The following is a 25106-nucleotide window of genomic DNA, read 5'->3' on the forward strand; positions in this document are numbered from 1 at the left end:
GGTGACTGGCTCGACCCTCCGCGAGACGCAGCTTGTGATCGCGCTGCGTGGGCTGGTCGGGCGGCGGCATGTGCTGACGAAGGACCGGGCGACGGCGCGGTACCGGAAGGGATACCGGACCGGCGACGGGGCGGTGATCGCGGTGGTGCGGCCGGGAAGCCTGGTCGAGCTGTGGCGCGTGGCGCAGGCGTGCGTGGCGGCGGACGTGTCGATCATCGTGCAGGCGGCGAATACCGGGCTGACGGGGGGATCGACGCCGGATGGCGGGGACTATCCGGGCGGGCTGGTGCTGATCAGCACGACGCGGCTGGCCGGGCTGCATGTGATCCGCGGGGGTGAGCAGGTCGTCGCGCTGCCGGGGACGACGCTGTACGGGCTGGAACAGGCGTTGCGGCCGTACGGGCGGGAGCCGCATTCGGTGATCGGGTCATCGTGCCTGGGCGCGTCGGTGATCGGGGGGGTGTGCAACAATTCGGGCGGGGCGCTGATCCGGCGGGGGCCGGCTTTTACGCAGCTGGCGCTGTTCGGTCAGGTGGGGCCGGACGGGGTCTTGCGGCTGGTGAACCATCTCGGCATCGGGCTGGGCGACGCGCCCGAGACGATCCTCGGGCGGCTCGATGCGGGGCAGTTCGACGCGGCGGATGTGGCGGCGGCGGACGATCGCTGGGCGCATGATCACAGCTATGCCGCGCATGTCCGCGAGATCGACAGCGCTGCGCCGGCGCGGTTCAATGCCGATCCGCGGTGTCTGTTCGAGGCGGCGGGGAGTGCCGGCAAGCTGATCGTGTTCGCGGTGCGGCTGGACACGTTTGTGCGAGAAGAGGGCACGACGAGCTTCTACATCGGGACGAACGACCCGGACCGGCTGACCGATCTGCGCCGGACGATGCTGCGCGAGTTTGATACCTTGCCGATCGCGGGCGAGTATATGGACCGGACGACGTTCGACGTGGCGGACCGTTATGGTCGCGATATGTTCGTGGCGATCGAGCGGCTTGGGACGGACCGGTTGCCGGCGTTGTTTGCGGCCAAGGCGCGGGTCGATCGGCTGCGCGAAGGGCTGAGCGACCGGGTGTTGCAATGGGCGGGGCGGTTCCTGCCCGACCACCTGCCGCCGCGGATGCGGGCGTATCGCCAGCGGTTCGGGCATCACCTGATCCTGAAGGTGCCGCGCGAGCAGGTCGGGCCGGCGCGGGCGTTGCTGGCGCGGCTGTTCCCGGGCGATGCGGTGGCGGATCATTTCGTCTGTACGGAGGCGGAGGGTGCGAAGGCGTTCCTGCACCGCTTCGTTGCGGCGGGGGCGGCGGTGCGGTATCGCGCGGTGCACGGCGCGGAGGTCGAGGATATCGTGGCGCTGGACGTGGCGTTGCCGCGTAATACGCGCGAGTGGGTGGAGACCTTGCCCGCGGAGCTGCAGGGCCAGGTGGTCCATGCGCTGTATTACGGGCACTTCTTCTGCCACGTGTTCCACCAGGATTATGTCGTGCGGAAGGGGACCGATGCCCTGGCGTTCGAGCATGCGCTGTGGGCGCTGCTCGATGCGCGCGGGGCGCAATATCCGGCCGAGCATAATGTCGGGCATCTGTATGTCGCGCGGCCGGCATTGGCCGATTTCTATCGCGGGATCGATCCGCGCAACCAGTTGAACCCCGGTATCGGCCAGACGGCGCGTGGGCGCGGCTGGCAGGATGCGGCCAGCGAGGGAGATCCGGCATGACCTATCATCTCGGCATCGATGCGGGGGGCAGCAATTGCCGGGCGCGGCTGATCGATGCGGACGGGCGCGTGATCGGGCAGGGGCGCGCGGGGGCGGCGAATGCCGGGATCGGGATCGAGGCGCTGTACGCGACGCTGATGGCGACGGCGGGGCAGGCGATCGACGAGGCGGGATTGTCGGAGGTGGAGCGCGCCACGATCCGCGCGGGGATGGGGATTGCCGGGATTACGCGGTTGGGGATGCGGGCGGCGCTGGAGGCGCGCGACTTCGGCTTTGCGTCGGTCGTGTTCGCGACGGATGCGCAGATCGCGAATCTGGGCGCGCATGGCGGGCAGGACGGGGCGATCCTGATTATCGGGACGGGGAGTGCGGCGAAGCTGCGGATCGATGGGGAGGATTTCACGATCGGCGGCTACGGCTTTCCGATTTCGGACGAGGGGAGTGCGGCGGCGCTGGGGCTGAGCGCGATGCGGCATGCCCTGCGGGCGCTCGACGGGCGGACGCGCAAGACGCCGTTGAGCGCGGCGGTGACGGAGCAGTTCGAGCATGACACGGCGCGGGCGATCGCCTGGATGGATCAGGCGACGCCGCGCGACTACGGCATGTTCGCCCCGCTGGTGATGGATTATGCCGAGGCGAACGACCCGATCGCGCGGTCGATCGTGGAACAGGCGGCGAGCCATATCGAACGGTTCATCGAGACGATCTTCGAACGCGGGGTTGCGCGGTGTACGCTGGTGGGTGGCCTGGCGCCGCGGATGAGCCCTTGGTTGCGCGCGCGGACTGTGGCGCGGTTGAGTGCGCCGCTTGGCGATACGCTGGATGGTGCGCTGCGGTTGGCTGGGTATTCGGGGGCTGCTTAGGATTCTGATGTCTGGCGGGGATTGATACGGCGGGCGGGACTCATCCTTCGATACGGGTCTTCGGCTTCGCTCAACCCTACTCAGAATAAGCGGTTCTTTTTGTGAATTCTTACGGTTCCGTTTGGTTCGAGCTTGTCGAGAACTGCGCGGAGTTCTCGACAGGCTCGAACCAAACGGGGTTGGGGGGTGGATAGGGCTTGGGTTAGCTTACCCTGCCGCACCGCACCGCACCGCATCGCACCGCACCCTCAGATTCATCGACGTGCTGTTTCATCTAGGCCCCGGCCGTCGCCGGGGCACTGTCTTCTGTGATGAACGGGTTATTTGCCGCCCTTGTCCAGCGTTTGCGCGGCGAGGCGGACCGTCGTGGTCTGGACCACGTCGTTTGCCGACGTCGCGAGCATGACCTTGTAGTCGCCCGCCGCGATGCGCCAGCCGTGGGTGGTGGTGTCGTAGGTGGCGAGCAGGCGGGGGTCGATGGTGAGCGAGACCGTTTCGCTCGCGCCGGGGGCGAGCGCGACCTTCTGGAAGCCGCCGAGGCGCTTGGGGGCCTCCCAGCCGGCACCGGCGACGTAGAGCTGCGCGACGGTCTTGCCGGCCACCGCGCCGGTGTTGCGGACCTGGAAGCTGGCCTTGACGGTCTTGCCGTCCGCGGCGGCGGTCAGGCCGTTCATGGCGAAGCTAGTGTAGGACAGGCCGTAGCCGAACGGGAACAGCGGCTTCGCGCCGGTCCGGTCGAACCATTTGTAGCCGATCGCCGCACCCTCAATGTCGTAATTGCCCATCGGGTGGGAGTCGCGGTCGAGCTTCGGGTCGCCCTCCAGCTTCGGGCGCGGGAGTTGCGCGACGGAGGCGGGGAAGGTGGCGGGGAGGTGGCCGGACGGGTTGACCTCGCCGGTCAGGACGCGGGCGATCGCCTCGCCGCCGGCGGTGCCGGGATACCAGGCCTCCAGCACCGCGCCGACGTTCGACAGCCAGGGCATGAGGACGGGGCCACCGGTTTCGAGCACGACGACCGTCTTGCGGTTCGCGCGCGCGACGGCGGCGATCAGCGCGTCCTGCTTGTCCGGCAGGTTGAGGTCCGGCACGTCGAGCGATTCACCGGTCCACTGTTCGCCGAACACGATCACGACATCGGCCTTGCGCGCCGCAGCGGTGGCCGCCGCGACGTCCTTGCCGTCGAGATAGGTGACGGTAGCGCTGGTGCGCGCCTGCAACGCCTTCATCGGGGAGGAGGCGTGGTAGAGCTTGGGACCGGGGAAGCCGCTGGGGTAGGCGTCCGGCACGACGAGGCCGTTGGTGGGCGCGTTGTACGAATAGACTTGGGACGAACCGCCGCCCGACAGCACGCCGAGATCGGCATGCGCACCGATCAGCAGGATCGAGCGCGCGGTCTTCGCCAGCGGCAGCAGGCCGGGCGTGTTCTTGAGAAGGACGATGCCTTCCTCGGCATCGGTGCGCGTGACCGCGGCGTGGGCGGCATAGTCGATCGTCGTCGCGCGGTCGCCCTTGACCGGCGTGTCGAGCGCGCCGACCGAGACCATGCCCCAGAGCACACGGCGCGCCATGTCGTTGGCGCGGGCTTCAGTCACATGGCCGTTATTGACCGCTTCGCGCAGCGCGTCGGCAAAATAGGGGCTGCGGTCGAACGCCCAGCCGGATTGCTGGTCGAGCCCGGCGTTGGCAGCGGCGCTGGTCGAGTGGGTCGCGCCCCAGTCGGACATGACATAGCCCTTGAAGCCCCAGTCGGTCTTCAGCACGGTGTTGAGCAACCAGTCGTTTTCGCAGGCGTAGGCGCCGTTGACGCGGTTGTAGGCGCACATGACGGAGCCGGGCTGGCCGACCTCGTTGGCGATCTGGAACGCGAGCAGGTCGGACTGGCGCGCGGCCTGTTCGCCGATGCGGTGGTCCATCGTGAAGCGGTTGGTTTCCTGCCCGTTGAAGGCATAATGCTTCATCGTCGACACGACGTGCTGCGACTGGATGCCCTTGATCTCGTGCCCGGTGATGACGCCGGCGAGCAGCGGATCCTCCCCGCCATATTCGAAATTGCGGCCGTTGCGCGGTTCGCGGAGCAGGTTCATCCCGCCCGCGAGCATGATGTTGAAGCCCGACAGATATGCCTCGTTCCCGATCATCGCGCCGCCGGCTTCGGCGACCTCCGGGTTCCAGGTGGCGGCGGTGGCAATGCCCGCCGGCAGCGAGGTGCGCAGCCGCGGCGTCGGCCCGCGCTGGCTGGCGACGCCGACACCGGCGTCGGTCTGCCACTGATTGGGGATGCCGAGCCGCGGGATGCCGGGGACGATGCCGGCCGATCCGGGCAGGCCGTCCTTGGGATAGGCCCAGTTCTTGGTCGGCGTTTTGAGCCAGTCGGCGCTGGTCGCGAAATAGCCGAAGGTGAGCTGGAGCTTCTCGTCGAGCGTCATCTCCTTCAGCAGCAGATCGACGCGCGCGTCCGGGGTCAAAGTGGCGTTCATCCAGGGGCGCGTGGCAGGGCCCTCGGTCCGCGCCGCAGCGGCGGTGGGGGCGTTATTGGTGGTCTGCGCACCGGCCGCGGAGGCGACGGCGAGGCAGGCGAGGGCGGCGCCGGCGAGCGTGGTGCGGGCCAAGGCGCGGCGAGGTGCGTCGGTCATCAATAGTCTCCCCCTGAGATGCCATTTATTGCTTGTCGCGGTCTCTCTATCGCCTGCGACGGTTGCCGCCAAGACCGGCGGTATCAGATCGGCATGCCGGGCGGGATCGCGGGCACGGTGCGGCCGCCCTTGCCGATTTCGCGCGTGAGGGCGTCGTCGTCGCGCAGGGTGGCGGCGATGCTGTGCGACCAGGCGGCGTCTTCGCCGGTGCCCTTGGCGGCGGCGAACCGATCGGCGAGGGACGTGAGGCGGCCGTCGAGGATGGCGGCGACGTCGATCGAGGTGGCGGGATCGCGCGCAGTGCGGGCCATCGTCATGATCGTGCGGTGCGCGACGCGGCGGCCGACCGCGGTGCGGCGATCGTCGATCGCGGCGCGGGTGAGGCGGTCGAGCAGGTCGTCGAGGCCGAGCAGCGCGGGGTCGCGATCGTGCTGAAGCCGGACGCGAGTCAGTCGGCTGGGGGCGAGCAGCGTTTCGAGCGTGACCTGCGCCGCGACGTCGGCGGCGACCAGCGGGTCGAACACCGCGGCACCGGCATTGCCGAACACCTCCGTATCGAACTGCGGATCGGCGCGGCCGTTGACGCCGGACGAGAGCATGAGCGCGAGGCGGCCGGGGATGGCGAGTTCGCGTTCGGACAGGGTGGCGAGCAGCGCGTCGAGGGCCGCGGACTGCTTGTCGGCCGCGGCGGGGGTGGGTTCGGGCCTGCCGCCGCCAGCGACGGCGTAGCTGTAGTCGACGCCGCCGATCAGCTTGCCGACCGCGGCGACCTCGTACCGGTGAAGCAGCCAGACGGGCACGAACTTGCGGCGGAGGTTGGCGAGCGGTTCGCCTGCGCGGAGCACACCGGGGCCGAAGTTCGCGAGCGCGACGCGGCGGACGGCCATCATCTGGGTGAGGTCTGGCGCTTCGTCCGCGCCCTCGGTCCAGAGATTGTCGTTGGGGACGGCGAGGTCGCTGGAGCGGCCGTCGATGTCGGTCAGGAAGCGCAGGTTCGATGCGGCGGCGGCCTTCCGCGCTGCCTCCGCGTCCGCATCGACGCCGGGCTTGGGTTGGCCGTAGAGCCAGTCGACGACGTACTTGTCCCAGGTGCCGATGCCGCTGGCGTAGGCGTCGGACAGGTCGATCCGGCCGTCCTTCAACGTCATGCGCGCGAAGGGATAGTCCATGACCGAGGTGCGGTCCTGCGTGCTGGCGGCGAAATTGTGGACGAAGCCGATCGCGTGGCCGACCTCATGCGCGCCCAACTGGCGGATCCGGTCGAGCGAGACGCGGATCGGGTCGTTCGGGCCGTTGGTGCCGGTCTGGTTCGCGCCGACGAGCGCTTCGAACAGGATGATGTCCTGGCGCAGGCGCAACCCTTCGAGCACGACATTGCCCTTGATGATCTCGCCCGTGCGCGGGTCGATGACGCCGCCGCCATAGGACCAGCTGCGCGTCTGGCGCTCCGTCCAGTTGACGATGTTGTAGCGGACGTCCTGCGCGTCCACGCCGGGCGGCAGGATGCGGACCTGGAACGCGTCGATATAGCCCGCCGCGTCGAACGCCTGGTTCCACCACGCGACGCCTTCGGCCAGCGCGGTGCGGATCGGTTCCGGTGCGCTGTTGTCGATGTAGAAGACGATCGGCTTGCGGACGCGCGAGCGGGCGGCGGCGGGGTCGAGTTTCGCCAGCCGGAAGTGGTTGGCGTGTTGCAGCAGGATATCGTCGCCGAGCGGCGTGCCGAAATCATAAACCTGGGTCGCATGCGCGCCGGAGCGGATGTCGAACCGCCGCGGCACGAAACCCGGCGCGGGCAGCCGGACGAGCGAGTGGTGGACGGTGAAGCTGACCTGGCGACCGTCGGGGGCGATGGTGTCGACCTCGTCCCCCGGACTGTCGGAGGCGTAGGTCTGGACCGCCTCAAGTTCGATATTGTCGGGGAAGACTCGGACCGAGGCGGGGTCGGCGGCGCTGAGCGGGTCGACCAGCTTGAAGCCCTTGGCCTGTTCGTTCAGCGCGCCGGCGATGTTAAGGACGTCGTGGGTGAGGAGCGGGGCGATGTCGATCGTGACGCCGCCGGCGGGTGTGGTCGCGACGATGTCGACGAGTTCGATCAGGCTGGTCGGAAAGCTTTCGCGCACGCCGCGCGCGATGTCGGGGCCGCCGGCCGCGGTGTAGCGCGGGTTTTCGAACATGACCGCGACCTTTCGACCGAGCCGGCGGAACGCGAGGAGCTGCGTCGGCGAGAGCATGCCGTGGTCGAGCCGGATCGGGGCGGAGCCGAGCCCGGTCTTGAGCGTCGCGGAATAGAGGAAGCGGCCCATCGTGCCGTCCGCGGCGGGCGCGGGGAGGGTGATCAGGATGCGGCCGGTCGTCTGGTCGACGGTGGTGGGGAGGAGCGCGCCGTCCGGGCTGGATCTGACGACGGTGGGCTGCGCGGCGACTGGCGTGGCGGTCAGGGCCGCGGCTGCGAGCGCCAGGGCGGCGGTGCCGTCCCGCCATGGGCGTGCGAATGTCGTCATGGCCTGTGTCCCCCCGTGCGCATGGAGGAGACACGGTACAGGCTTGGGACGTCGAAGGTAGCGATTATTGCGCGGCGGGACATCGAGCGGATGCGGCCTGGCGCGCGAGAGGAATGCGGGCGGTGGCGTGACGGGCGGAGAGTGACGGGGTGGCTGACGCCGGGTCCGGCGAGATTGGCGTTGGAGCGCCGGCCGGATCGGCGTGGGTGGCGCCGATGCTGGGCGGGGCGCAGTGGCGGGCGGCTGTACGGCGGCGCGGCACGCTGGTATCCGCTGAGCCCGGCACCACAGGGGTGGGAGGCGGCATGGACGTGGGCGAACAGCCGGCACGGGATGCGGCGACGGAAGACACGGCGCGACGTTATGCGGTCGAGCCGGAGCGGATGTACGACATCGCGCTGACGAACGTCGTCGCGGGGCTGGCGGCGATGCCGGTGGCGGATCGCCCGGCCGAATGGGCAGAGCGGTTGCTGGTCGCGTTGTGGAACGCATCGGTCGAGATCCCGGACAATCCGGCGTTCCAGGGACCGGACTATTTCACCTATGTCCGGTTCCAGCTTCCCGCGCCGGGGCAGGCGTTCCAGGCCAATTGTCTGGCGCGGCAGGCGGAACGGCTGGTCGCGACGACGTGCGGCGCAGCGTTCTTCGCGACGCAGGATGCCACCGAGCCGGTCTATGTCCTGAGCGTCGGGACGATCGAGTCGATGTTGCTGTACGACGACCACCGCGGCGATCCGATCGATCTGGCGGAGATGGCGGGGCGTGACGTGGCGGGGACCGAGACGATCCCGGCCGGCGGACAGGTGATGATCGGATCGCCGTCGCGCGACTTCCTGACGGCGGCGCAGGCCAGGGGGCTGTACCGCCATCTGGTCGATGGCTGGAAGGTGGCGGAGCCGCGCGTCGCACTGCTGATCACGCCGCAGGCCGTGCCGACGCGCAACCTGGTGATCCAGACGATGCGCGAAAATCTGCCGGCGGACGAGGAATTGGTGCGGATGCGGTGCCGCATGCTGAGCTGGTACCTGCCGCCCAGCCGGTCGATCGTGCTGCGGCCGGAGATGATGGCGCTGTCCGACATGACGCCGCTTGCCGAGTATTGCACGAGCGGCGGCTGAGCCGGTTCAGGGTTCCGTTTCCGGCGGGCACGGCGTGGCGTGCGGTGCCCAGGTCTTGAACTGGACCTTCCTCCCGTAGCTGACGCTGCACTGGTGGAAGCCGTGTTCCGTCATCAGCGCGTTCACGAGGAAGCCGCCGAACGTCGCGAGCAGGATCGCGAGACCGGCGCAGCCGAGCCAGACGGACATGAACACCGTGTCGGCGATGCGCTTCGGTTTCTTGCGCGCGCGCGTGCGTTTCTGTGGAGGCGGGGCGATCCACATCGTCGGCGTGGCCGTCAGGACGAAGAAGATTCCGAAGAAGGGGACGCCGAAGATGATGCTTTCGGTATCCACCGGTCCGGCGGCGGCACGGACGGCGCGGAGGAAATCGAGCAGTTCGCGGATGCCGAACCAGATCACCGTGAGGCCGCCCAGCACGAAGACAAGCTGGAACGCCCATCGCTGGAGCTTGAGCTTGCGGTTCGCGGTCATGGCGGTTCGGGCAGGCGGCGCAGCGTGGCGCGGAGATTGTCACGGGCCGCAGCCTCGAACCGGGCGTGGCCCCAGTCGGACAGGAACAGGCGCGGGCGTTCGAGAAACGTTGTGAGGATGCGGGCGCGGGCGGCGCGGAACAGATCGTCCGGGACATGCGCATATTCGTGGCGGATGTCGGTTTCGTAGCCGTCGAACCGGTCCTGCGGTGCCGCCAGGATAGAGAGGTCCATATCGAGGAAGAGCGCAGCGTCGGACCGGATGGAGGCGTCCGCGTCCGGCAGCAAGTGGCGGGCGGTGGCGCGGGTGAGCATCGCGGCGCGTGCCAGTGTGGCAGGGTCGAGGCGGCCGGACAGCTCGGTTTCGAGCAGCTGCGCGCTGCGTTCCTCGTTGTCGGGGGCGCGCGGATCGTAGATCGCATCGTGGTACAGGATCGCCCACAGCACCGCGTCCTCGTCGTGCAGGAGCGGCCGGACCTCGATCAGCAGCGTCAGCAGTGTCTGGATATGCGCCCAGTCATGATAGGCGCGTAGCGGCGCGTCGTGACGTGCGCGCAGCTGGACGAGCAAGGTGTCGGGCACGCGGGCGGCGAGATCCGCGGGGATCGGGATGCCCCAGGCCGGGTGGTCGGTGTGCATTGAGGTCCCTCTTCAAGCGCGGCGGCGCGGATCAGCCGAGCAGATGGATTGCGCCGGCACTGAGGACCGTCCAAGTCGCGATGACGAGGATCGTGCCCCGCCATCCTGAACCGGGCAAGCTGATATCCGGCACATCGTCGTCGGGCTCGCCGATGTCGCGCGGGCGTCCGGCCAGTGCGAAGACGATACGGCGCGCGAGCCAGATCAGCGGTGAACCGAGCTGGCCTATATGGTCGTCGATGACCTCCGCGATGGAGACCAGCGGCGCGCGCTCATAACAGGAGAGCAGCCGCGCGCCGATCCGTGGGAGGAACCAGACCGACGTGTCGCGCCCCATGCGGAAGGTCGCCGCGATCCGACGGGTACCGCGCCGATCGCGGCGGCGGAGGATGCGTGCGACGCCGGCGGGGGTTTCACTGCGGGACATGCGCGATCAGCGATCGGTTGCGAGGCGCTGGAGGATATGTGGATCGCCACGGTAGCGGATCTTGAGCCGGCGTTCGTCGGCGTCGAGCGTGTCGCAGCGGAGCGTGCGGATCGCGTGTTCGATCTGCCGGGCGCGGGCCGGGTCGTAGGGTTCTTCGCCCGACCAGTGGTTGCACGCCGTGCGGCGGTCGATCAGCGCGCGGACCGCGGGTGGGTCGGTGACGGGCGTGGCAGCGGCGGCGATCGCAAGGAAGACGAGCATGGTTTGTCCCGAACCCGGTTGGCCCGGTGGCGAACCTAGCTTGAACGGCGACGATTGCCAGCATAGCGTCGGCCGGTCGAGATGATCGGGGGACCGACGATGCCGTGTCATGGAGCCCATGCCGTCTTTGCGGTGATTACGCTCGCCGCAGTCCAGCCGGCCGCGGCGGCACCCGCCGTGGCGGTCCGGATCGGGGGCGACGCGGAACTGGATGCCTGTCCGTCGCTGGGCGCGGTCGTGGGGCTCGATCCGAAGGGCGACAATTTCCTGTCGGTGCGCAGCGGCCCTGGCGGCACGCCGTATCGCGAGACGGACCGGATCGGGACGGGTCGGCGGGTCGCGATCTGCGCCGACCGTGGCGCGTGGCTCGGGATCGTCTACCCGCAGGGCGATGGGCCGGTGAATTGCGGGGTCGCGACCCCAGTGCCGCGGCCGAGCGCGTATCGCGGGCCGTGCCGCTCGGGCTGGGTCCATAGGCGCCATGTCCGCGTGATCGCGGGCTAGGCGTCGATCGCCCGGTCAGCGTGTGGGCGGGGCAAAGCGAATCGGGGGCGTTTCGGGGAAGTACAGCCCGTAATATTCGCCGGCGCGCTGTTCGGGGTGGCTGGTGAAATCCACGTAGGGTGCCGCGCAGTGCGGGCAGCGGAACGGGTTGCGGTAGGCGAAGGCGGTGCCGTCCGGCGCGGCCGGCAGTGACGCCTCCAGCGCGGCGAGCGCGGTCGGATCGGGATCGGCGAGCGCGACCGGCGCACCGGGGAGGGAAGCCGCGACGGTCAGCGTGTGGCGGCCGGAAGCGGAGTAGAAATAACCGAGATCCGCGAAACCGGCATGGAACGAGCGGACGACGAACGAGCGGCCGCACGCGTCGCATTCGCAGGACAACAGGATGTTGCCGGGAGTGACGAGGCCGGCGAAGTGCAGGCCGCGTGCGAACAGGCCACGCCCGGTCAGCGTCGGCGCAGTGGCACCGGGCAGGAAGAATGGCTGGAAGCGCATCGCGACCTCATCGTCGGCGATCGCCGCTCCGGATGCGTGATCGGGCCGTGCGGTGACGACGGCATCGGCCTGGCAGCCGAGGTTCGGATGAACGCGGACGCTGAGATGCAGCCAGCCGCTGTCCGCGGGCAGATGATGGCGGTGGACCGTTCCGGCATCGTCGACGAATTCGATCGTCGCCGGCGCGTCGAGCGCGACGTCCGGGTGCAGGTCGCAGGGGATGTCTGTGGTGTGGACGGTGGCCACCGTGCGGCCGTTGACCCGGACGGTCAGGCGCGGCGTGTCGACCGGTGCTGCTGTTTTCGGGGCGCTGCGGAACAGGTCGCGGAGGTTCATTGCGGTCCCCTTCGGACGATGGGCGTCTGGAACAATCAGTCCGTTGCAATCGGTTGGTAGCGGGGCGGTGTCTGTGGCACCAGTCCGGTTGCGGAGCCGTGGCGTTCAGCGGCGACGGTCTAGAGGTCAGCGTGGACGGGCGCATACGGAACCGGTTTGGGGCGCGGCGCAAGCGAAACGGTCTGTCCCGGCTTGGTTCGGTGGCTCTGCTGGTGGTCGTGCCGGTCGCGATCCTGCTGTTCTGCCTGGCGCTGCCGCTGTTCCTGCCGTGGTTGGGCTGGACCATGAGGCGGGACGAGCGGCGCAAGCGGGAACGCGTGGCGGCGTGGCCATGTGGGTGGTGCGTGGCGCCGCTCGGGGTGGCGGCGCTGGACCGCGGGGACGCGGTGCAGGCGGCGTGGCGGGTGGCGACGCCGGCGGACGACGCGCTTGTGGGGCGGCGGCACCCGCATAGTCTCGATGCCTGTTGCCCGCGTTGTGGTGCTGGTCACGGCTATGACGGCGGGACGGGCGGTTTCGTCATGGTGGATGCGCGCGAGGTCGCGGCACTGAGCGGTTCGCCCAATGCGGCGCGGGGTGGGGTGGCGATGGCCTGGCCTTGGCAACCATGGCTGGCCGCGTCTTGCCGCATCGTGGTTGGGCGGCATTCGGGGCCGCCGATCGTCGTCGCGGTGCCGCCGTCCGTCGATGTCGGGGCGATCGCGGAGGCACTGCTGCGCTTGCCCGATCTGGATTTGGCGGGCGGGTGGCGGTTGACCGTCGGGCCGGTCGAGATCGCGTTCCGCCGACGGGACGGTATGCCCGCGATCCGGCGATCGGGTCCTGCGTTGCGGGTCGAGCAACTGGGGTCGGGTGATGCGGTTGCGTTGGAACGGGCGGAGGATTTGCGGGCATGATGGGGTTGATGCTGGTCCTTGCGGCCGCCGCGGTTCCAGCGAGTGCGGCGCGGTGCGCGATCGATGGCTGGTCGAGCGATACCGACCCGACGGGGCTGCGCGTACGGGCGGGGCCGGCGTCGGGCGCGCGCGAGATCGGACGGCTGCCGCCCGCGATCCGCGGAGACGACAGATATGCCCCGTCGTTTCATATCGTCGATATGCAGGATGGATGGGTGAACATCGCCGGTGCGGACGATCTGGATGCGCCGACGCCGCGGCCGGTGTTCGGCGGCACCGGCTGGGTCCATGGATCGCGTGTCACGTTCACGGTCCAGGCGACCGTCGGGCGGGCTGCAGCGCGGGTCGGCGCGCCGGTGGTTGTGGCGCTTGATACGGACCTGGGCGATGCGGGCGAGCGAACGCAGCCGATCCTGGCGTGCAGCGGCGGGTGGGGTCGGCTGCGCTACCGCGTTCCGGAAGGCGCGAAGGCGACGATCGGCGCGCGGACCGGGAAGGCCTGGTTCGGCGCGGTTTGCGGCAACCAGCATACGTCTTGCGATTCGCTGGTCGAGGCGGACAGCGTGCCGGGGCGGTAGCGCCGCCGGTCAGGCGAGCCGCCCCCCCGTGACGCGTTTCAGCCAGCGGGCGAACGCCCGGATCGCAAGGAACAGGATGCCGCCGACGAGCAGCCACGGCAGCGACGCGGCCAGCGCATAGACCAGCGCGACGACGCTGGCAGTCAGCGTTTCGCCGGCCGCACCCAGCGCGCCGCCGACCTGCGCGAAGAAGCCGCTCGTGCCGTCATACTGGATGCGGATCGCCGATGTCTGGAGTCGTTGCTGAATGTTCGCCAGCGCGGCCTGGTTGGTGGCGCCACCCTTCTGCGCGACCTTGGCCTGCGCCTCGGTGCGCTGAACGGACAGATCCTCCGCCTCGAAATCGCGCGAGACGAGTTTGCCGCCAAGCGCGCTGACCGGAGCGAGGAGCGCCTGGTCGAACGCCCGCGTGTCCGCACTGGCGACCGCGAAACGGAGCGAACCCGAGGATGCGCCCTGACCCATGCCGACGCTGCGGTGCATTTCGAGCATGCGGCAGCGCGCGGGGCCGAGCCGGTCGCACAGCGCGATGTGGCGATCCTGCGCCTGCCCGACCGCGGTGCCGGGCAAGGCGAAGCGATAGTCGAAGCCGTAGGCGATCGTCGATGCGGCGTCCGGTTCCGCCACGCCGCCGCCGCCGCTGTCGCCGCCGCTGCATCCGGCAAGGGTCATCGCGACGATCATGATCGGCAGACGGATCAGCACGAGAACGCTTCCTTCCAAAGGGCTTACCGCGGCGATCGACAGGATCCGGTGAGGCCCGATGTTGCAACGGCCGTGCCGCGCGTGCAACCTGTTAGGCGATGATGATGCAGGCTTTGCCGTCAGGTCATGGGACGCCACGGTGCGGGCTCTTCGCCGGGGCGGCGCTGCTGCTGGCGGCGCTGCCGTCCGGGGTTTGGGCGCAGGGCGGTGGCGGGTCACCGTCCTTTCCGCTGGCATGTGCCTTCATCGATCGCGGTGGCGAATTGCAGAACGCGGATTATTGCGGGGCCGAAACGGCCGAGGGGATGGTCGTCGCACCGGCGGTGAGTGGCGCGCTGGGCTATCGCGGCGGGCTGGCGTCGTTCGCGGTAACCGGCCGGGGCTGGTATTATCGCCGGCGGGACGGTGTGACGCGCGAGATGGTGACGTTCGACAACGGGCCGGACGAGTTCGTCGAGGGGCTGGCGCGCGCAAAGGTCGACGGCAAGCTGGCCTATGTCGACCGGCGGCTGCGTATCCGGGTGCGGACCCGGTATGATTGGGGCGACCGGTTCGCGAACGGGCGCGCGGCCGTGTGCGTCGGATGTGTGGCGACGATGGTCGACGGCGGCGAGCACCGCATGATGACCGGCGGCCGGTGGGGCGTGATCGACCGGCGCGGGCGCGAGGTGGTGGCCGTGAACCGTTCCGAGCGGCCGTCCGGCACGGAGTAGCGGACGGCGGTCGACACCGTTATTCGGGTGCGCAGGCCCAGGTGAAGGTGCCGAACCCGCTCTTGATCCCCGGCGCCGCACGGCGGGGGAAGCGGAGCGTGCGGGGTGGATGGACGTTGTCCGAGATGCCGATCGTGACGAAGCGGCCGCTGGGCAGGAAATAGCTGTTCGGCTGCACCATCCATTCAATGCGGTGCGACCCGCCGGACCAGGTCAGCAACGTGCCGCAATGGCCGCTCGGCTGGACCGAGAGGATGAGGCGGCCGTCGAGCGTGCCCTGACCGATCAGACCGGCGCGCAGTTTCTTAAGCGCGGCCGCGTGGGCGGCGATGGTGCCGGCCGGATAGCCGGTCGCGCTGGTGGCGGTGGAGAGGGTGGTCGCGAGCCGCTGGTAGAAATCGCGTGAGGCCGTGTTGGCGCGCGCGGCGAAATGCGCGGCGGTCTGCCGTGCCGCCTGCGCGCCGAGCAGGAACGCCGCATGGTCGGCGGGGGCGGTGCCGCCCGACACCGGGTGGCCGTAGGGATCGAACCGGGTCACGGCGAGCATTGCGTGCGGGAAGACGAACAGCGTGCCGGTCACGGGGCGACCGTTCGCGGCCTGACCGAGGAACAGGCTGTAGTCGAGGCTGCGCTGCACGCGGAGCATACCGATGCCGTCCGCCGCGCCGCCGCGGCACGGGCCGATCCAGCTGGTGACGCCGGCCTCGAGATCGTGCGGTACCATGATGCGGCAGGGGGCGGCGGTCCGGGGTGGGGCGGGTGCTGCCGACGTGCCGGGCGTGGCCGACGTGCCGGTCATCGCGATCAGGACGATCCGCGCGATAATGCTGCGGCATGTCGGTGCGGCCATCATTGCCTCCAAGGTCGGCGGTGGCATTGCGGGCAGTAGAGCGTGAGGCGGGGGCGGCCGGCGCGGTCGAGCCAGCCTAGCGCGAAGCGATCGACCTGCCACCGGCCGCGGCTGCCGTCGGCGAAGCGGACCGCGCCGCGCGCCACGCAACCGGATTCGGACAGCGTGTAATGCACGTCGCGGCGGTCGGCCGACTTGGCGCCGCGGAAGAACGAACGGACATCCGCCAAGGTCGGGCGGAAATCCGCGCAGGGCGGCTCGCCTGTTGTTTTCCAGAGGGTTGCGCCCTGTTCTTCGATCCGGATTTCAGCGACCGCCGGCAGCTGCGCGGGGCAGAGCGGCGGTTCAAACTCGCTACCGGATGTGCAGGCGGTGGCGGCGAGCAGTGCGACGAGACCGATCATCGGCGGCTAAGCGGCCGGGGGCGCGGCCGGAGCCTCGCCAAGGGAGCGGGGTCGAGCGTCCTGTCGTTCGGGCGCTCCGCCTTCAAAGGAAGATATCGACATAGTCGGTCAGTCCGTCGCAGCGCTCCATCTCCTGCATCCGCCAGTAGCGCCGAACGCCAGTCTGGCGGAAGTGAAAGACGCCGTCGCGGATGCAGCGGCGGCCGGGATCGGGCGTGTCGGCGATGACGATGCGGCCGCGGAAGGTGAAGCTGCGCGCGTCGATGGCCAGCACGTCGCCCTCGATCGTCAGCAGGCCGGGCTCGCCGATCGCCCGGTGCATACCCTTCAGATGGACGAAGCCGTTGGCCAGCCGCACGTCGAGCTGGCCGCGTCCCGGCGTTTCGAACGAGATGTAGTGCAGCGTCACGCCGCTGTTCGTATACAGCCGCTGCAACGCCGCGCTGTCGTTGACGACCGTGCCGGACGGCGTGCCCGCGCCCGTCGTCGCCATCATCAGAAGCAGCAGGCAGGTCCGGGCGAAGGGGCGCATGGATGCTCCAATATTATGTCGCGTCGCGTCGATATGGGATCGAACCCCATCGGCGGTGCGATTGCAACGGCGCAGGTGGCCGGTCAGCGTCGTCGCATGATTGTCCGGACCGGCACCCATCGACTGATCGGGTGGGTGACGGCGGTGATCTATGCACTTCGGCCGCTGTCGTGCAGCCTGGTGCTGAGCCGCTATGCGCGCACCGACGACGTGCCATGGGCCATGTTCGACGCGCACGGGATCGGCGCCATGACCGGTATGATCGGGGCATTGATCTGTGCCGGTCCGGTACTGGCGCTGGTGCGGGCGCTGTGCCGGCCGGCCGGGGGAGGGTGTCAGGCCGGTTGCGAAGCATGGCCTGACGGTCGGATCGGCGCTGGTGGCGATTGGGATCGGTGCGCCGAGCTTCACGCAGATCGAGTCTATGGCGGGGTTGCCGGCGAGCGTCATGTGGCCGGTGATCGCGTCGGTCTTGGCCTGGGCGATGCTGGTTGCGACGTTGTGGCTGTTCTGCCTTGGGTCGGATGCGGGGCGGCCGGCGATGATGCGGGTCCGGCGGCGCGCGATCGGCGTAGCGGTGCTGGTGACCGTGCCGAAGCTGATAATTTTGACGTGGGTGTAACCCGTTAGGGGATGCTATTGAGGAAGGATCTGATCTCGCTGGCTGTACTTAGATCGATCGCCGGGTGGGCCAGCGCGGTCTTAAGGGCGGCGCGGTAGGTCGCGCGTTCGACCGGGTCCGCTGTTCCGTTGATCAGGCGGTCCAGCATCCAGGCCGTCGGAGGCGTCGGTCGGTCGGCGAACGATCGCAGTAGGGCCGCTTCGTATCCGCGGCGATGATGACGCTCGACAAAATGGACGAGCGGGCCCGGTTGCCGACATCGAGGTGCGGGTGCCGCGTGAGGAAGGTCAGTATCGCCTCGACGCCGTCCAGTCCGACGGCGCGGGCCTGCCACGCCTCCATCTTGGCATCGAGCGCGACGGTCAGGTCGTCGTCCTGCGGAATCGCCTCCAGTTCGGCGAGGAGACCGGCCATCAGTTCATCGTGGCGAGCAGATCATCGATGGCGACGGTGGCGAAGGTCGCGAAATTGTCCGCGACGCCGTAGGGGAGCAGCAGGGTTCGGTCATGGACCAGTGCGCCGCAGCTGTAGACGACGTTGGGCACGTAGCCGTCGCGTTCCTTGGGACTCGGGTGGACGAGCGGGAGGCTCATGCGGCCGATGACGCGGGTGGGGTCGTCGCGGTCGAGCAGGCAGGCGCCGATGCAGTAGGTCCGCACGGTGCCGACGCCGTGGGTCAGGACGAGCCAGCCTTCGTCCAGTTCGATGGGCGACCCGCAATTGCCCATCTGGATGAATTCCCAGGGATATTGCGGGGTGATGATCTTCTCACCGCCCTCCCACTGATACAGGTCGTCGGAGGTCAGCAGCCAGATGTTCGCATTGTCCTGCCGCCCCAGCATGACGTAGCGGCCGGCGATCTTGCGCGGGAACAGCGCCATGCCCTTCGCCGTGCCGGCCGAGCCGCTCAACGGGCGGATCTCGAACATTTCGGAGCCGTCGCTGCTGAGCATTTCGGAGTGGGCCGACGCGCCGCTGAACGCTGTATAGGTGCCGAGGATCTGGACGCTGCCGTCGTCGTCGGTGAAGCGGACGAGGCGGAGGTCCTCGATCCCCTGGCGTTGCGCCGGGGTGATCGGGAACAGCACGCGTTCGGACGGGTCGGTGCCATCGGGCCAGCGGAAGCGGACCGCGCCGTCCGCGTTGTCCCCGTCGATCGATTCGATAAGCGGCGACACCACGGTGGGGCTGGGCGGATCGACGACGAGCTCGCCGCCCGGCGTCTAGGTGCCGGTGCGGAACGTGACCGACGAAACATGCCCCTCGCCGATCCCGCGCAGCGACAGGATGAAGCGGATTGTGCCGTCCGCGAGGCCGGACTGGTCGGGGTGGAGGATGACGCTGGGGTTGAACAAGGCAGCCGCCTCGAACGAATATTCCTCGCTGAAATAGGCGCCGATCAGCAGTGCGGTGTCGCGTGGGATGGTGGCGCGATCCAGGGTCAGGCCGGACATTTCCTCGAACCGGCGGAACAGGACGGCCTCGACGCCCGTGTGGCGGCTCTTGAGCGAGGCCATCACGCGGTTCAGTTCGATCCGGAGCTGATCCTCGTCCAGCGTCAGGATGTGATCGACGATCCGCTGCGCGCGGGAACGGGACGGGTCCGTGAACCCGTCCGGATCGCCGACATCGAACGGGCGCAGGACGGTGCGGGACGGATCGGGATGCAGTTGCACCTCCGAATGGGTCATGATGTCCGTGCCGCTCATGCGATGCTCCCGAACGACTGGGGGATCGTTGTCGCCCTGTCAGTCCTTGTGGAGCGCGTCCGGCTTGTGTGCGGCCTGCGCGCCCGTGTCGGTTTCGACGATGAACTGCGGATCGTCCTTGGTCGCGGCGACTTTGTGGCCCTTGATCTTGGTCTCGCTCGTGACCTTTTTCACGACCTTGCCATGCGCCTCGCCGCCTGGACTGTTCCAGCTGACCTTGTCGCCCTTTTTCGGTTCGTCCGTCATGATCGTCTCCTCTGTCCGCCAAACCCGCGGGCGGAGGCGGAGTTGCCTGTACGTCGCCGCTTTTGTGGCGAGTCAGATCAGCCCGAGCGCCTTGAAGCTGGCGTGGCCGGTGTTGCCGATAATGATGTGATCGTGGACCGCCAGGCCGAGCGGGCGGCAGGCGTCGACGATGTCGCGGGTGAGCGCGATGTCGGCACGGCTGGGCTTCGGATCTCCGCTCGGGTGATTGTGGACGAGGATGATCGCGGCGGAATTGAGTTCGAGTGCGCGCTTCACGACCTCACGCACATGAACCGCGGCCTGGTCGATCGACCCTTCGGACACGAGTTCGTCGCGGATCAACTTGTTGCGCGTGTCGAGATGCAGGACGCGGACGCGTTCCGTGGCGCGGTGTGCCATGTCGGCGTGGAGATAGTCGAGCAGCGCCTGCCAGTTGGACAGGACGGGGCGGTTAGCGATCGGCGAGCGGAGCAAGCGGAGCGCGGACGCCTCGGCGATCTTGATCGCGGCGACCGCGCCCTCGCTGAGGCCGTCGACCTTCGACAAGGTCACCGGATCGGCGCCGAGCAGTGCGCCGATGCTGCCGAATTCGGCGAGCAAGGTACGGGCGAGCGGCTTGGTGTCGCGGCGCGGGATGGCGAGCGCGAGAAGATATTCGACCAGTTCATGATCGAGGAACGCCTCCGGCCCGCCTTCGAGCAGGCGGCTGCGCAGGCGGGCGCGGTGGCCGGAGGCATCGTCGGCAGGAGCGATCATCGCACCGGTGTAGCGCGGGATCACGGGGTTGGCATCCGTCATTCGGTCCGTGGAAAAAGCGCGGGTACGGCATGTTTCGAGTGGAACCGTTCATCGTCCGGCGGGTAACCCCGGGGAATGGACGCAGTACCCGCCCGCCGACGCAGCCGCGTCCGAATCGCCGTGGCGGCGGCGTCGGGTGTAGCGACGCTGGCGGTGGTCGGGCTCTGGACGCAGCGCAGCGAAGTCGCGACGCATTATATCGACGCCGAACTGGCGCGACGCGGGGTGCGGGCGACCTACGACATCACGCGGTTCGGGGTCGGCAGCCAGCGGCTGGAGAATGTCGTGATCGGCGATCCGGCGCGACCGGACCTGACCGCGACGCGCGCCGACGTGACGATTGGATATGGTTGGTCCGGGGCCTATCTGGCGGCGGTTTCGGCGAGCGGCGTGCGGCTGCGCGGCAAGCTGGTGGATGGGCGCGTGACGCTGGGCGAGGTGGACCGATTACTGCCCGCGCCGACGGGGGCGCCGTTCAGCCTGCCCGACCTGCGCGTGGCGTTGTCCGATGCGTCGCTGCGGCTGGAGACGGCGGGTGGCGTCGTCGGGCTGGCGGTGGACGGATCGGGGCGGCTGTCGGACGGTTTCAGCGGGCGGATGGCGGTGGCGGCGCCCGACCTGCGGTTCGGCGGATGCCGGATGCGGGGCGGGCGCGGGACGGTCGACCTGGCGATCGCCGAGCGCCGGCCGTTGCTCGACGGGCCGGTGGCGGCGGACGCGGTGACGTGCGGCGATCGGCTGGCGCTGACCCGCCCGGCTGCGACGATCGACCTGGCGTTGAGCGCGGCGCTGGACCGCTGGACCGGGGGCGCGTTCGTCGATGTGGCGGGGGTGCGGTCGGGCGCGAACCGGGTGGCACGGCTGAAGGGGAAGGCCGGGTTCGACGGCACTGCGGCGGGCACGCAGGGCACGATCGCTGTGTCGGCGCAGGACGGCGTGACGACGGGGCTGACCGCGCGGCGGATCCGGTTCGATGGGAAGTACCGGACCGGGCTGGCGTTGCAGCTGACGGGCGATGCGAAGATGACCGGAGCGGCGGTTGATGGCGCGACGCGTGGCGCGATCGTGAGCGCCGGGCGGTCGGCGGGCGGGACCCCGCTGGCGCCCGTGGTGGCGGCGATGAGCGCGGCGGCAGCGCGGGCGGTGTCGGCGTTCCAGGCAAGCGGTGCGGTCGATTTCGCGCAGGGGCGGCAGGGGGCGCAGCTGCGGATCGGCGAGTTGGCGGCGACGTCGGACAGCGGCGCGCGGCTGACGATTGCGGACGGTACGGGGCTGACCGTCGATACGGTGCGGGGCGGGACCCGGATCGATGGGCGGCTGGCGCTGGCGGGTGGTGGGCTGCCGACGGTCGATTCGACGCTGCGTCAGGCGGGGATCGATGCGCCGATCACGGGGAGCATGCGGATCGCGCCCTATCGTGTGGCGGGCGCGGCGCTGAGCCTGACGCCGGTGCGGTTCAGCGTCGCGCCGGGTGCGACGCGGTTCAATACGGTCGCGACGCTGGACGGGCCGGTCGCGAGCGGGACGATGAGCGGGCTGGTGATGCCGGTTGCAGGGCGGCTGGGGCGCGGCGGGTCGTTCGTGGTCAACTCGGGGTGCGTGCCGGTGACGTTCGATCGGCTGGTGCTGTCCGGGCTGTCGGTGGGGCGGACGCGGCTGACCGCATGTCCGGCGGGGATGGGCATGCTGTTTCGCGGGGCGAACGGGCGGATCGGCGGCGGCGGGCGGGTCGCGCAGCCGGTGCTGGTGGGCACGCTGGGCGGATCGCCGGTGCGGATCGGGGCGGCGGCGCTGGCATTCGACATCGCCGGGCCGGACTTCGTCGCGGACGGGGTGTCCGTGGGGCTGGGGCCGGTGGACGACCGGACGCTGCGGATCGATGCGGAGCGGATGGCGGGGAATTTCGTCACCGGTGGCGTGGGCGGACGGTTTGCCGGGCTGTCGGGGCAGATCATGGCGGTTCCGCTGCGGCTGAGCGATGCGGTGGGCGACTGGCGCTTGATCGGGGGTGCGCTGGCGATGGACGGCGACACCGTGACGGTTTCGGACACGCTGGCAGATCCGCGCTTCAAGCCATTGGTATCGCCTGATTTCAAGCTGACGTTGGCGGACAATCGCGTGGTGGCCGGTGGGCGGTTGCAGACGCCGGCGGCGGGCGTCGCGGTGACGGACGTTGCGATCCGGCACGACCTTAACACGGGTGCCGGCACGGCGCGGCTGGCGGTGCCGGGCATCACATTCGGGCCGACGTTGCAGCCTGAGCAGCTGACCCGGCTGACGCTGGGCGTCGTGGCGAATGTGAAGGGGACGGTGACCGGGCAGGGCGACATCGCCTGGACGCGGACCGGCGTGACGAGCACGGGGACGTTCGGCACCGAAGCGCTGGACCTGGCCGCGGCGTTCGGGCCGGTAACGGGCCTGAAGACGCGGGTGACGTTCGACGACCTGCTTGCCCTGCGGAGCGCGCCTGGGCAGGTGGCGACGGTCGCGGAGATCAACCCCGGCATCGCGGTGACCGACGGGGTCGTGCGGTACAGCCTGCTGCCCGACCAACGCGTGCAGGTGGAGGGCGGCCGGTGGCCGTTCTCCGGCGGGGAGCTGACGCTCGATCGGACTTTGCTCGATTTCGGCGGGACGACGGAACGACGCATGACGTTCCGCATCACGGGCATGGACGCCGCGCTGTTCGTCCAGCAGTTCGGGTTCGACAATATCGCGGTGACGGGGACGTTCGACGGGGTGATGCCGATGATCTTCGACGATCGCGGCGGGCGGATCGCGGGCGGGCGGCTGGCGGTGCGGCCGGGGGGCGGGACGCTGGCCTATGTCGGCGAGGTATCGAACGCGAAGCTCGGGATGTTCGGATCGCTGGCGTTCGATGCGTTGAAGTGGATGAAATATCGCGACCTGACGATCCTGCTCGACGGCTCGCTGGACGGCGAATTGATTAGCAAGGTGGTGTTCGACGGGACGAACCAGACGCCGCGCGAGGCGATCCGCAAGAACGGGTTGCTGTCGGCCTTCTCCAACCTGCCGTTCCGGTTCAATATCGTGATCAAGGCGCCGTTCCGGGGGTTGCTGAACAGTGCGCAATCGCTGAACGATCCGCGCGGCCTGATCCGGCGGGCGTTGCCGTCCAGCGACGGGACGCCCGTAGAAACCCTCCCGGGGTCCGGCCCCGTTCAGCCCAAGGAAAGCGAACCCGTGCGATGAACCAAGGCATGATGACGGGAGGACGTTCGACAGGGATCGGCCTGGCAGGTGCAACGATGTTGCTGCTGGGTGGCTGTATTTCGGTCAAGGCGCCGGACAAGCCGATCGAAATCAACCTGAACGTCAATATCCGACAGGAGGTGGTGGTCAGCCTTCGCAAGGACGTGCAGAATCTCGACCAGCAATATCCGGGAGTATTCTGACATGACGCGACGGATGAAATGGTTGGCGGCCGGTGGCCTGGTGATCCTGTTGGGCAGCGCGCAGGTCGCGATGGCGCAGGGCGACGACGGGGTCGTTGCGGCGGCGCGGGCGAGCGGCGAAGTCGGCGAGCAGGCGGACGGCTATCTCGGTTTCGTGACGTCGCCGTCGGGTGCGGTGAAATCGGCGGTCGATGCGGTGAACATCAAGCGGCGGGCGATCTATACCGACATCGCGGCGCGGCAGAAGGCGACCGTGCAGGAAGTGGCGACGGCACGCGGGTGCGACCAGCTGGCCAAGCGCGTGGCGCCAGGCCAGAAGTACAGCATCGGCGGCAGCTGGCAGACGCGCGGCGACGGGCCGATCGCGTTGCCGGCGGTGTGCGGCTGAAGCCACAAGTAGCGCGGGTTCGGGTCGCGGCGCGCGCGCCGGGGCGGGCCTGTGTTGACTTGGTTCCGTCGCTTTCCTAAAGGGACCGGGCCTTGGCGGGGCTGCTCGCCGACATCGTCGTGCGCGCTTCTTAGGGGGAGGGTGACGACGTGGCGGCAGGCGATCCCGGGCAGGACCCGACCGGCGGGGACGACCGGCTGACGTCGCTCGACGAGCGACTGAAGCAGGCGCGTCACGCCGAATCGATCAGGACCGGCAAGACCGAGCGGCCTTCCACCAAGGGATATTCCCAGGGAAACCGCGTGCTTGCCGAGTTGATCGCGGGGCCTTCCGGCGGCGCGTTGGTCGGGTGGTTGTTGGACCGCTGGCTGAACACCGCGCCCTGGGGCCTGTTGGTGCTGATGGTCCTCGGGATCGGCGTCGCCTTCAGAAACATCATACGGATTTCGAACGAGCGTCCGGAGTAGTTTCCGGGCGCTCGTCGCATGAACAGGGATTGAGACGTGGCGGCAGAAGGCGGCAAGATCGATCCGATGCACCAGTTCACGGTCGAGCCGCTGTTCGGCACGATCAACTGGCATTTTCCGTTCACCAATTCCGCATTGTGGATGGTGATCACCCTGGTGTGCCTGTGGGTGTTCATGCTGGGCGGCATGAAGCGCGAACTGGTGCCCGGCCGCTGGCAGGCCGCGGTCGAGGGCGTGACGGGCTTCATCAACGGCATGATCGCGACGAACGTCGGGCCGGAAGGAAAGCGGTTCGTGCCGCTGGTCTTCACGCTGTTCATGTTCATTCTGCTCTCGAACATCCTCGGTCTGCTGCCGATCGGCATCACCGGCGCGCATCCGTTCACGTCGACCAGCCACTTCACGGTGACCGGCGTGCTAGCGCTGCTGGCGTTCGGAACGGTGCTCGTCGTCGGGTTCGCGCGGCACGGGTTCCACTTCTTCTCGCTGTTCATCCCGTCGGGCACGCCCAAGCTGATGATCCCGCTGATGTTCGTGATCGAACTGATCTCCTTCATGGTGCGGCCGTTCAGCCTGGCGTTGCGACTGTTCGTGGCGATGACCGCGGGGCACATTCTACTGAAGGTGCTGGCCGGGTTCATCATCAATTCGAGCGGTGCCGGGCTTGGCTGGGGTATCCTGGTCGGCGGTCCGAGTTTTGTCCTGATGGTCGGCATTTCGGCGCTGGAACTTCTGGTCTGCGTGATACAGGCCTATGTGTTCGCGCTGCTGACGTCGTTGTACCTGAACGACGCCGTCAATCTTCACTGAGTTTC

At 69.0% G+C, this 25106-nt stretch carries 29 protein-coding genes; 13 read left to right on the top strand and 16 right to left on the bottom strand.

Going from position 1 to position 25106, the window contains the following annotated elements:
* The first annotated feature begins 1 nt into the window (after position 1).
* Both dld and ACFSGX_RS06610 read left to right on the top strand, forming a co-directional pair.
* Positions 2-1717, top strand: coding sequence for a D-lactate dehydrogenase (gene dld / locus ACFSGX_RS06605; protein ID WP_380928505.1), 1716 nt, complete (start codon positions 2-4; stop codon positions 1715-1717).
* Entirely contained in the window at positions 1714-2580 is an 867-nt protein-coding gene (locus ACFSGX_RS06610) for a glucosamine kinase nucleotide-binding domain-containing protein (protein ID WP_380928507.1), read from the top strand. The genes dld and ACFSGX_RS06610 overlap by 4 nt, the downstream gene beginning before the upstream one ends.
* Before the next feature lie 320 nt (positions 2581-2900).
* Here the strand turns inward: ACFSGX_RS06610 and ACFSGX_RS06615 are convergent, their stop codons facing one another.
* Together ACFSGX_RS06615 and ACFSGX_RS06620 are read right to left on the bottom strand one after the other, a co-directional pair.
* On the bottom strand, positions 2901-5213 hold the full coding sequence (locus ACFSGX_RS06615; protein ID WP_380928509.1) for a glycoside hydrolase family 3 C-terminal domain-containing protein: 2313 nt from the start codon (positions 5211-5213) through the stop codon (positions 2901-2903).
* Between the two features lie 83 nt (positions 5214-5296).
* Positions 5297-7717 carry a zinc-dependent metalloprotease gene (locus ACFSGX_RS06620; protein WP_380928511.1) on the bottom strand — a complete coding sequence of 807 codons (2421 nt, stop codon included), beginning with the start codon at positions 7715-7717 and terminating at the stop codon, positions 5297-5299.
* 149 nt (positions 7718-7866) lie between these two features.
* On the opposite strand from ACFSGX_RS06620, the gene ACFSGX_RS06625 reads away from it, so the two are divergent.
* Positions 7867-8835, top strand: a complete 969-nt coding sequence (locus ACFSGX_RS06625; RefSeq protein WP_380928513.1) for a hypothetical protein — start codon at positions 7867-7869, stop codon at positions 8833-8835.
* A 6-nt stretch (positions 8836-8841) separates the two neighbouring features.
* On the opposite strand, the gene ACFSGX_RS06630 is transcribed toward ACFSGX_RS06625, so the two are convergent.
* From ACFSGX_RS06630 to ACFSGX_RS06645, 4 genes are read right to left on the bottom strand one after another with little or no spacing between them, the layout of a single operon-like run.
* A complete protein-coding gene (locus tag ACFSGX_RS06630; RefSeq protein ID WP_380928515.1) occupies positions 8842-9309 on the bottom strand; it encodes a hypothetical protein in 468 nt (155 codons plus the stop codon).
* Positions 9306-9947, bottom strand: coding sequence for an HD domain-containing protein (locus ACFSGX_RS06635; protein ID WP_380928516.1), 642 nt, complete (start codon positions 9945-9947; stop codon positions 9306-9308). Before ACFSGX_RS06635 ends, ACFSGX_RS06630 begins: the two co-directional genes overlap by 4 nt.
* 31 nt (positions 9948-9978) lie before the next feature.
* Positions 9979-10374 carry a hypothetical protein gene (locus ACFSGX_RS06640; RefSeq protein WP_380928518.1) on the bottom strand — a complete coding sequence of 132 codons (396 nt, stop codon included), beginning with the start codon at positions 10372-10374 and terminating at the stop codon, positions 9979-9981.
* Positions 10375-10380: 6 nt separating this feature from the next.
* Positions 10381-10635 carry a hypothetical protein gene (locus tag ACFSGX_RS06645; RefSeq protein WP_380928520.1) on the bottom strand — a complete coding sequence of 85 codons (255 nt, stop codon included), beginning with the start codon at positions 10633-10635 and terminating at the stop codon, positions 10381-10383.
* Between the two features lie 99 nt (positions 10636-10734).
* Here ACFSGX_RS06645 and ACFSGX_RS06650 point away from each other — a divergent pair, with 99 nt between their 5' ends.
* Positions 10735-11139 carry a hypothetical protein gene (locus ACFSGX_RS06650; protein WP_380928521.1) on the top strand — a complete coding sequence of 135 codons (405 nt, stop codon included), beginning with the start codon at positions 10735-10737 and terminating at the stop codon, positions 11137-11139.
* A gap of 15 nt (positions 11140-11154) precedes the next feature.
* On the opposite strand, the gene ACFSGX_RS06655 is transcribed toward ACFSGX_RS06650, so the two are convergent.
* Entirely contained in the window at positions 11155-11967 is an 813-nt protein-coding gene (locus ACFSGX_RS06655; protein ID WP_380928523.1) for a hypothetical protein, read from the bottom strand.
* Positions 11968-12167: 200 nt separating this feature from the next.
* Between ACFSGX_RS06655 and ACFSGX_RS06660 the strand changes: the two genes are divergently transcribed.
* On the top strand, positions 12168-12863 hold the full coding sequence (locus tag ACFSGX_RS06660) for a hypothetical protein (protein WP_380928524.1): 696 nt from the start codon (positions 12168-12170) through the stop codon (positions 12861-12863).
* Positions 12860-13441, top strand: coding sequence for an SH3 domain-containing protein (locus ACFSGX_RS06665; protein WP_380928525.1), 582 nt, complete (start codon positions 12860-12862; stop codon positions 13439-13441). The genes ACFSGX_RS06660 and ACFSGX_RS06665 overlap by 4 nt, the downstream gene beginning before the upstream one ends.
* 9 nt (positions 13442-13450) lie before the next feature.
* On the opposite strand, the gene ACFSGX_RS06670 is transcribed toward ACFSGX_RS06665, so the two are convergent.
* Positions 13451-14146, bottom strand: a complete 696-nt coding sequence (locus ACFSGX_RS06670) for a hypothetical protein (RefSeq protein WP_380928527.1) — start codon at positions 14144-14146, stop codon at positions 13451-13453.
* 98 nt (positions 14147-14244) lie between these two features.
* Here ACFSGX_RS06670 and ACFSGX_RS06675 point away from each other — a divergent pair, with 98 nt between their 5' ends.
* Positions 14245-14859: a WG repeat-containing protein gene (locus tag ACFSGX_RS06675; protein ID WP_380928529.1), complete on the top strand. Its 615-nt coding sequence runs from the start codon at positions 14245-14247 to the stop codon at positions 14857-14859.
* Between the two features lie 19 nt (positions 14860-14878).
* Here ACFSGX_RS06675 and ACFSGX_RS06680 read toward each other — a convergent pair whose 3' ends face one another.
* The 3 genes from ACFSGX_RS06680 to ACFSGX_RS06690 form a co-directional block, all read right to left on the bottom strand.
* Complete coding sequence (locus ACFSGX_RS06680; RefSeq protein WP_380928531.1) at positions 14879-15709, bottom strand: hypothetical protein; 831 nt, start codon at positions 15707-15709, stop codon at positions 14879-14881.
* Positions 15709-16113: a hypothetical protein gene (locus ACFSGX_RS06685; RefSeq protein WP_380928532.1), complete on the bottom strand. Its 405-nt coding sequence runs from the start codon at positions 16111-16113 to the stop codon at positions 15709-15711. The genes ACFSGX_RS06680 and ACFSGX_RS06685 overlap by 1 nt, the downstream gene beginning before the upstream one ends.
* Positions 16114-16195: 82 nt before the next feature.
* Positions 16196-16645, bottom strand: a complete 450-nt coding sequence (locus ACFSGX_RS06690; RefSeq protein WP_380928534.1) for a hypothetical protein — start codon at positions 16643-16645, stop codon at positions 16196-16198.
* Between the two features lie 277 nt (positions 16646-16922).
* On the opposite strand from ACFSGX_RS06690, the gene ACFSGX_RS06695 reads away from it, so the two are divergent.
* Complete coding sequence (locus ACFSGX_RS06695) at positions 16923-17267, top strand: hypothetical protein (RefSeq protein WP_380928536.1); 345 nt, start codon at positions 16923-16925, stop codon at positions 17265-17267.
* Between the two features lie 132 nt (positions 17268-17399).
* On the opposite strand, the gene ACFSGX_RS06700 is transcribed toward ACFSGX_RS06695, so the two are convergent.
* From ACFSGX_RS06700 to radC, 5 genes are all read right to left on the bottom strand, one after another.
* The gene (locus tag ACFSGX_RS06700; RefSeq protein WP_380928538.1) at positions 17400-17681 is read right to left on the bottom strand and encodes a hypothetical protein; all 282 of its coding nucleotides are present in this window, start codon (positions 17679-17681) and stop codon (positions 17400-17402) included.
* The gene (locus ACFSGX_RS17735) at positions 17681-18445 is read right to left on the bottom strand and encodes a glycoside hydrolase family 130 protein (RefSeq protein WP_465270295.1); all 765 of its coding nucleotides are present in this window, start codon (positions 18443-18445) and stop codon (positions 17681-17683) included. The genes ACFSGX_RS06700 and ACFSGX_RS17735 overlap by 1 nt, the downstream gene beginning before the upstream one ends.
* Positions 18446-18490: 45 nt before the next feature.
* The gene (locus tag ACFSGX_RS17740) at positions 18491-18976 is read right to left on the bottom strand and encodes a hypothetical protein (protein ID WP_465270296.1); all 486 of its coding nucleotides are present in this window, start codon (positions 18974-18976) and stop codon (positions 18491-18493) included.
* Positions 18977-19015: 39 nt separating this feature from the next.
* Entirely contained in the window at positions 19016-19222 is a 207-nt protein-coding gene (locus tag ACFSGX_RS06710; RefSeq protein WP_380928540.1) for a hypervirulence associated TUDOR domain-containing protein, read from the bottom strand.
* A gap of 72 nt (positions 19223-19294) precedes the next feature.
* Positions 19295-20020, bottom strand: a complete 726-nt coding sequence (gene radC, locus ACFSGX_RS06715) for a RadC family protein (protein ID WP_380928541.1) — start codon at positions 20018-20020, stop codon at positions 19295-19297.
* Between the two features lie 75 nt (positions 20021-20095).
* Between radC and ACFSGX_RS06720 the strand changes: the two genes are divergently transcribed.
* From ACFSGX_RS06720 to ACFSGX_RS06740, 5 genes are all read left to right on the top strand, one after another.
* Positions 20096-23233, top strand: coding sequence for an intermembrane phospholipid transport YdbH family protein (locus tag ACFSGX_RS06720; protein ID WP_380928543.1), 3138 nt, complete (start codon positions 20096-20098; stop codon positions 23231-23233).
* The gene (locus ACFSGX_RS06725) at positions 23230-23436 is read left to right on the top strand and encodes a YnbE family lipoprotein (RefSeq protein ID WP_380928544.1); all 207 of its coding nucleotides are present in this window, start codon (positions 23230-23232) and stop codon (positions 23434-23436) included. The genes ACFSGX_RS06720 and ACFSGX_RS06725 overlap by 4 nt, the downstream gene beginning before the upstream one ends.
* Position 23437: 1 nt before the next feature.
* Positions 23438-23824: a YdbL family probable chaperone protein gene (locus tag ACFSGX_RS06730; protein WP_380928545.1), complete on the top strand. Its 387-nt coding sequence runs from the start codon at positions 23438-23440 to the stop codon at positions 23822-23824.
* Between the two features lie 149 nt (positions 23825-23973).
* Positions 23974-24291 carry an AtpZ/AtpI family protein gene (locus tag ACFSGX_RS06735; RefSeq protein WP_157177172.1) on the top strand — a complete coding sequence of 106 codons (318 nt, stop codon included), beginning with the start codon at positions 23974-23976 and terminating at the stop codon, positions 24289-24291.
* A gap of 36 nt (positions 24292-24327) precedes the next feature.
* The gene (locus tag ACFSGX_RS06740; protein WP_184075084.1) at positions 24328-25101 is read left to right on the top strand and encodes a F0F1 ATP synthase subunit A; all 774 of its coding nucleotides are present in this window, start codon (positions 24328-24330) and stop codon (positions 25099-25101) included.
* The last annotated feature ends 5 nt before the right edge of the window (positions 25102-25106 follow it).

Origin of the sequence: Sphingomonas arantia, from assembly GCF_042682045.1 — a bacterium.
In the GTDB taxonomy this organism is placed as follows: Bacteria; Pseudomonadota; Alphaproteobacteria; order Sphingomonadales; family Sphingomonadaceae; genus Sphingomonas_R; species Sphingomonas_R arantia.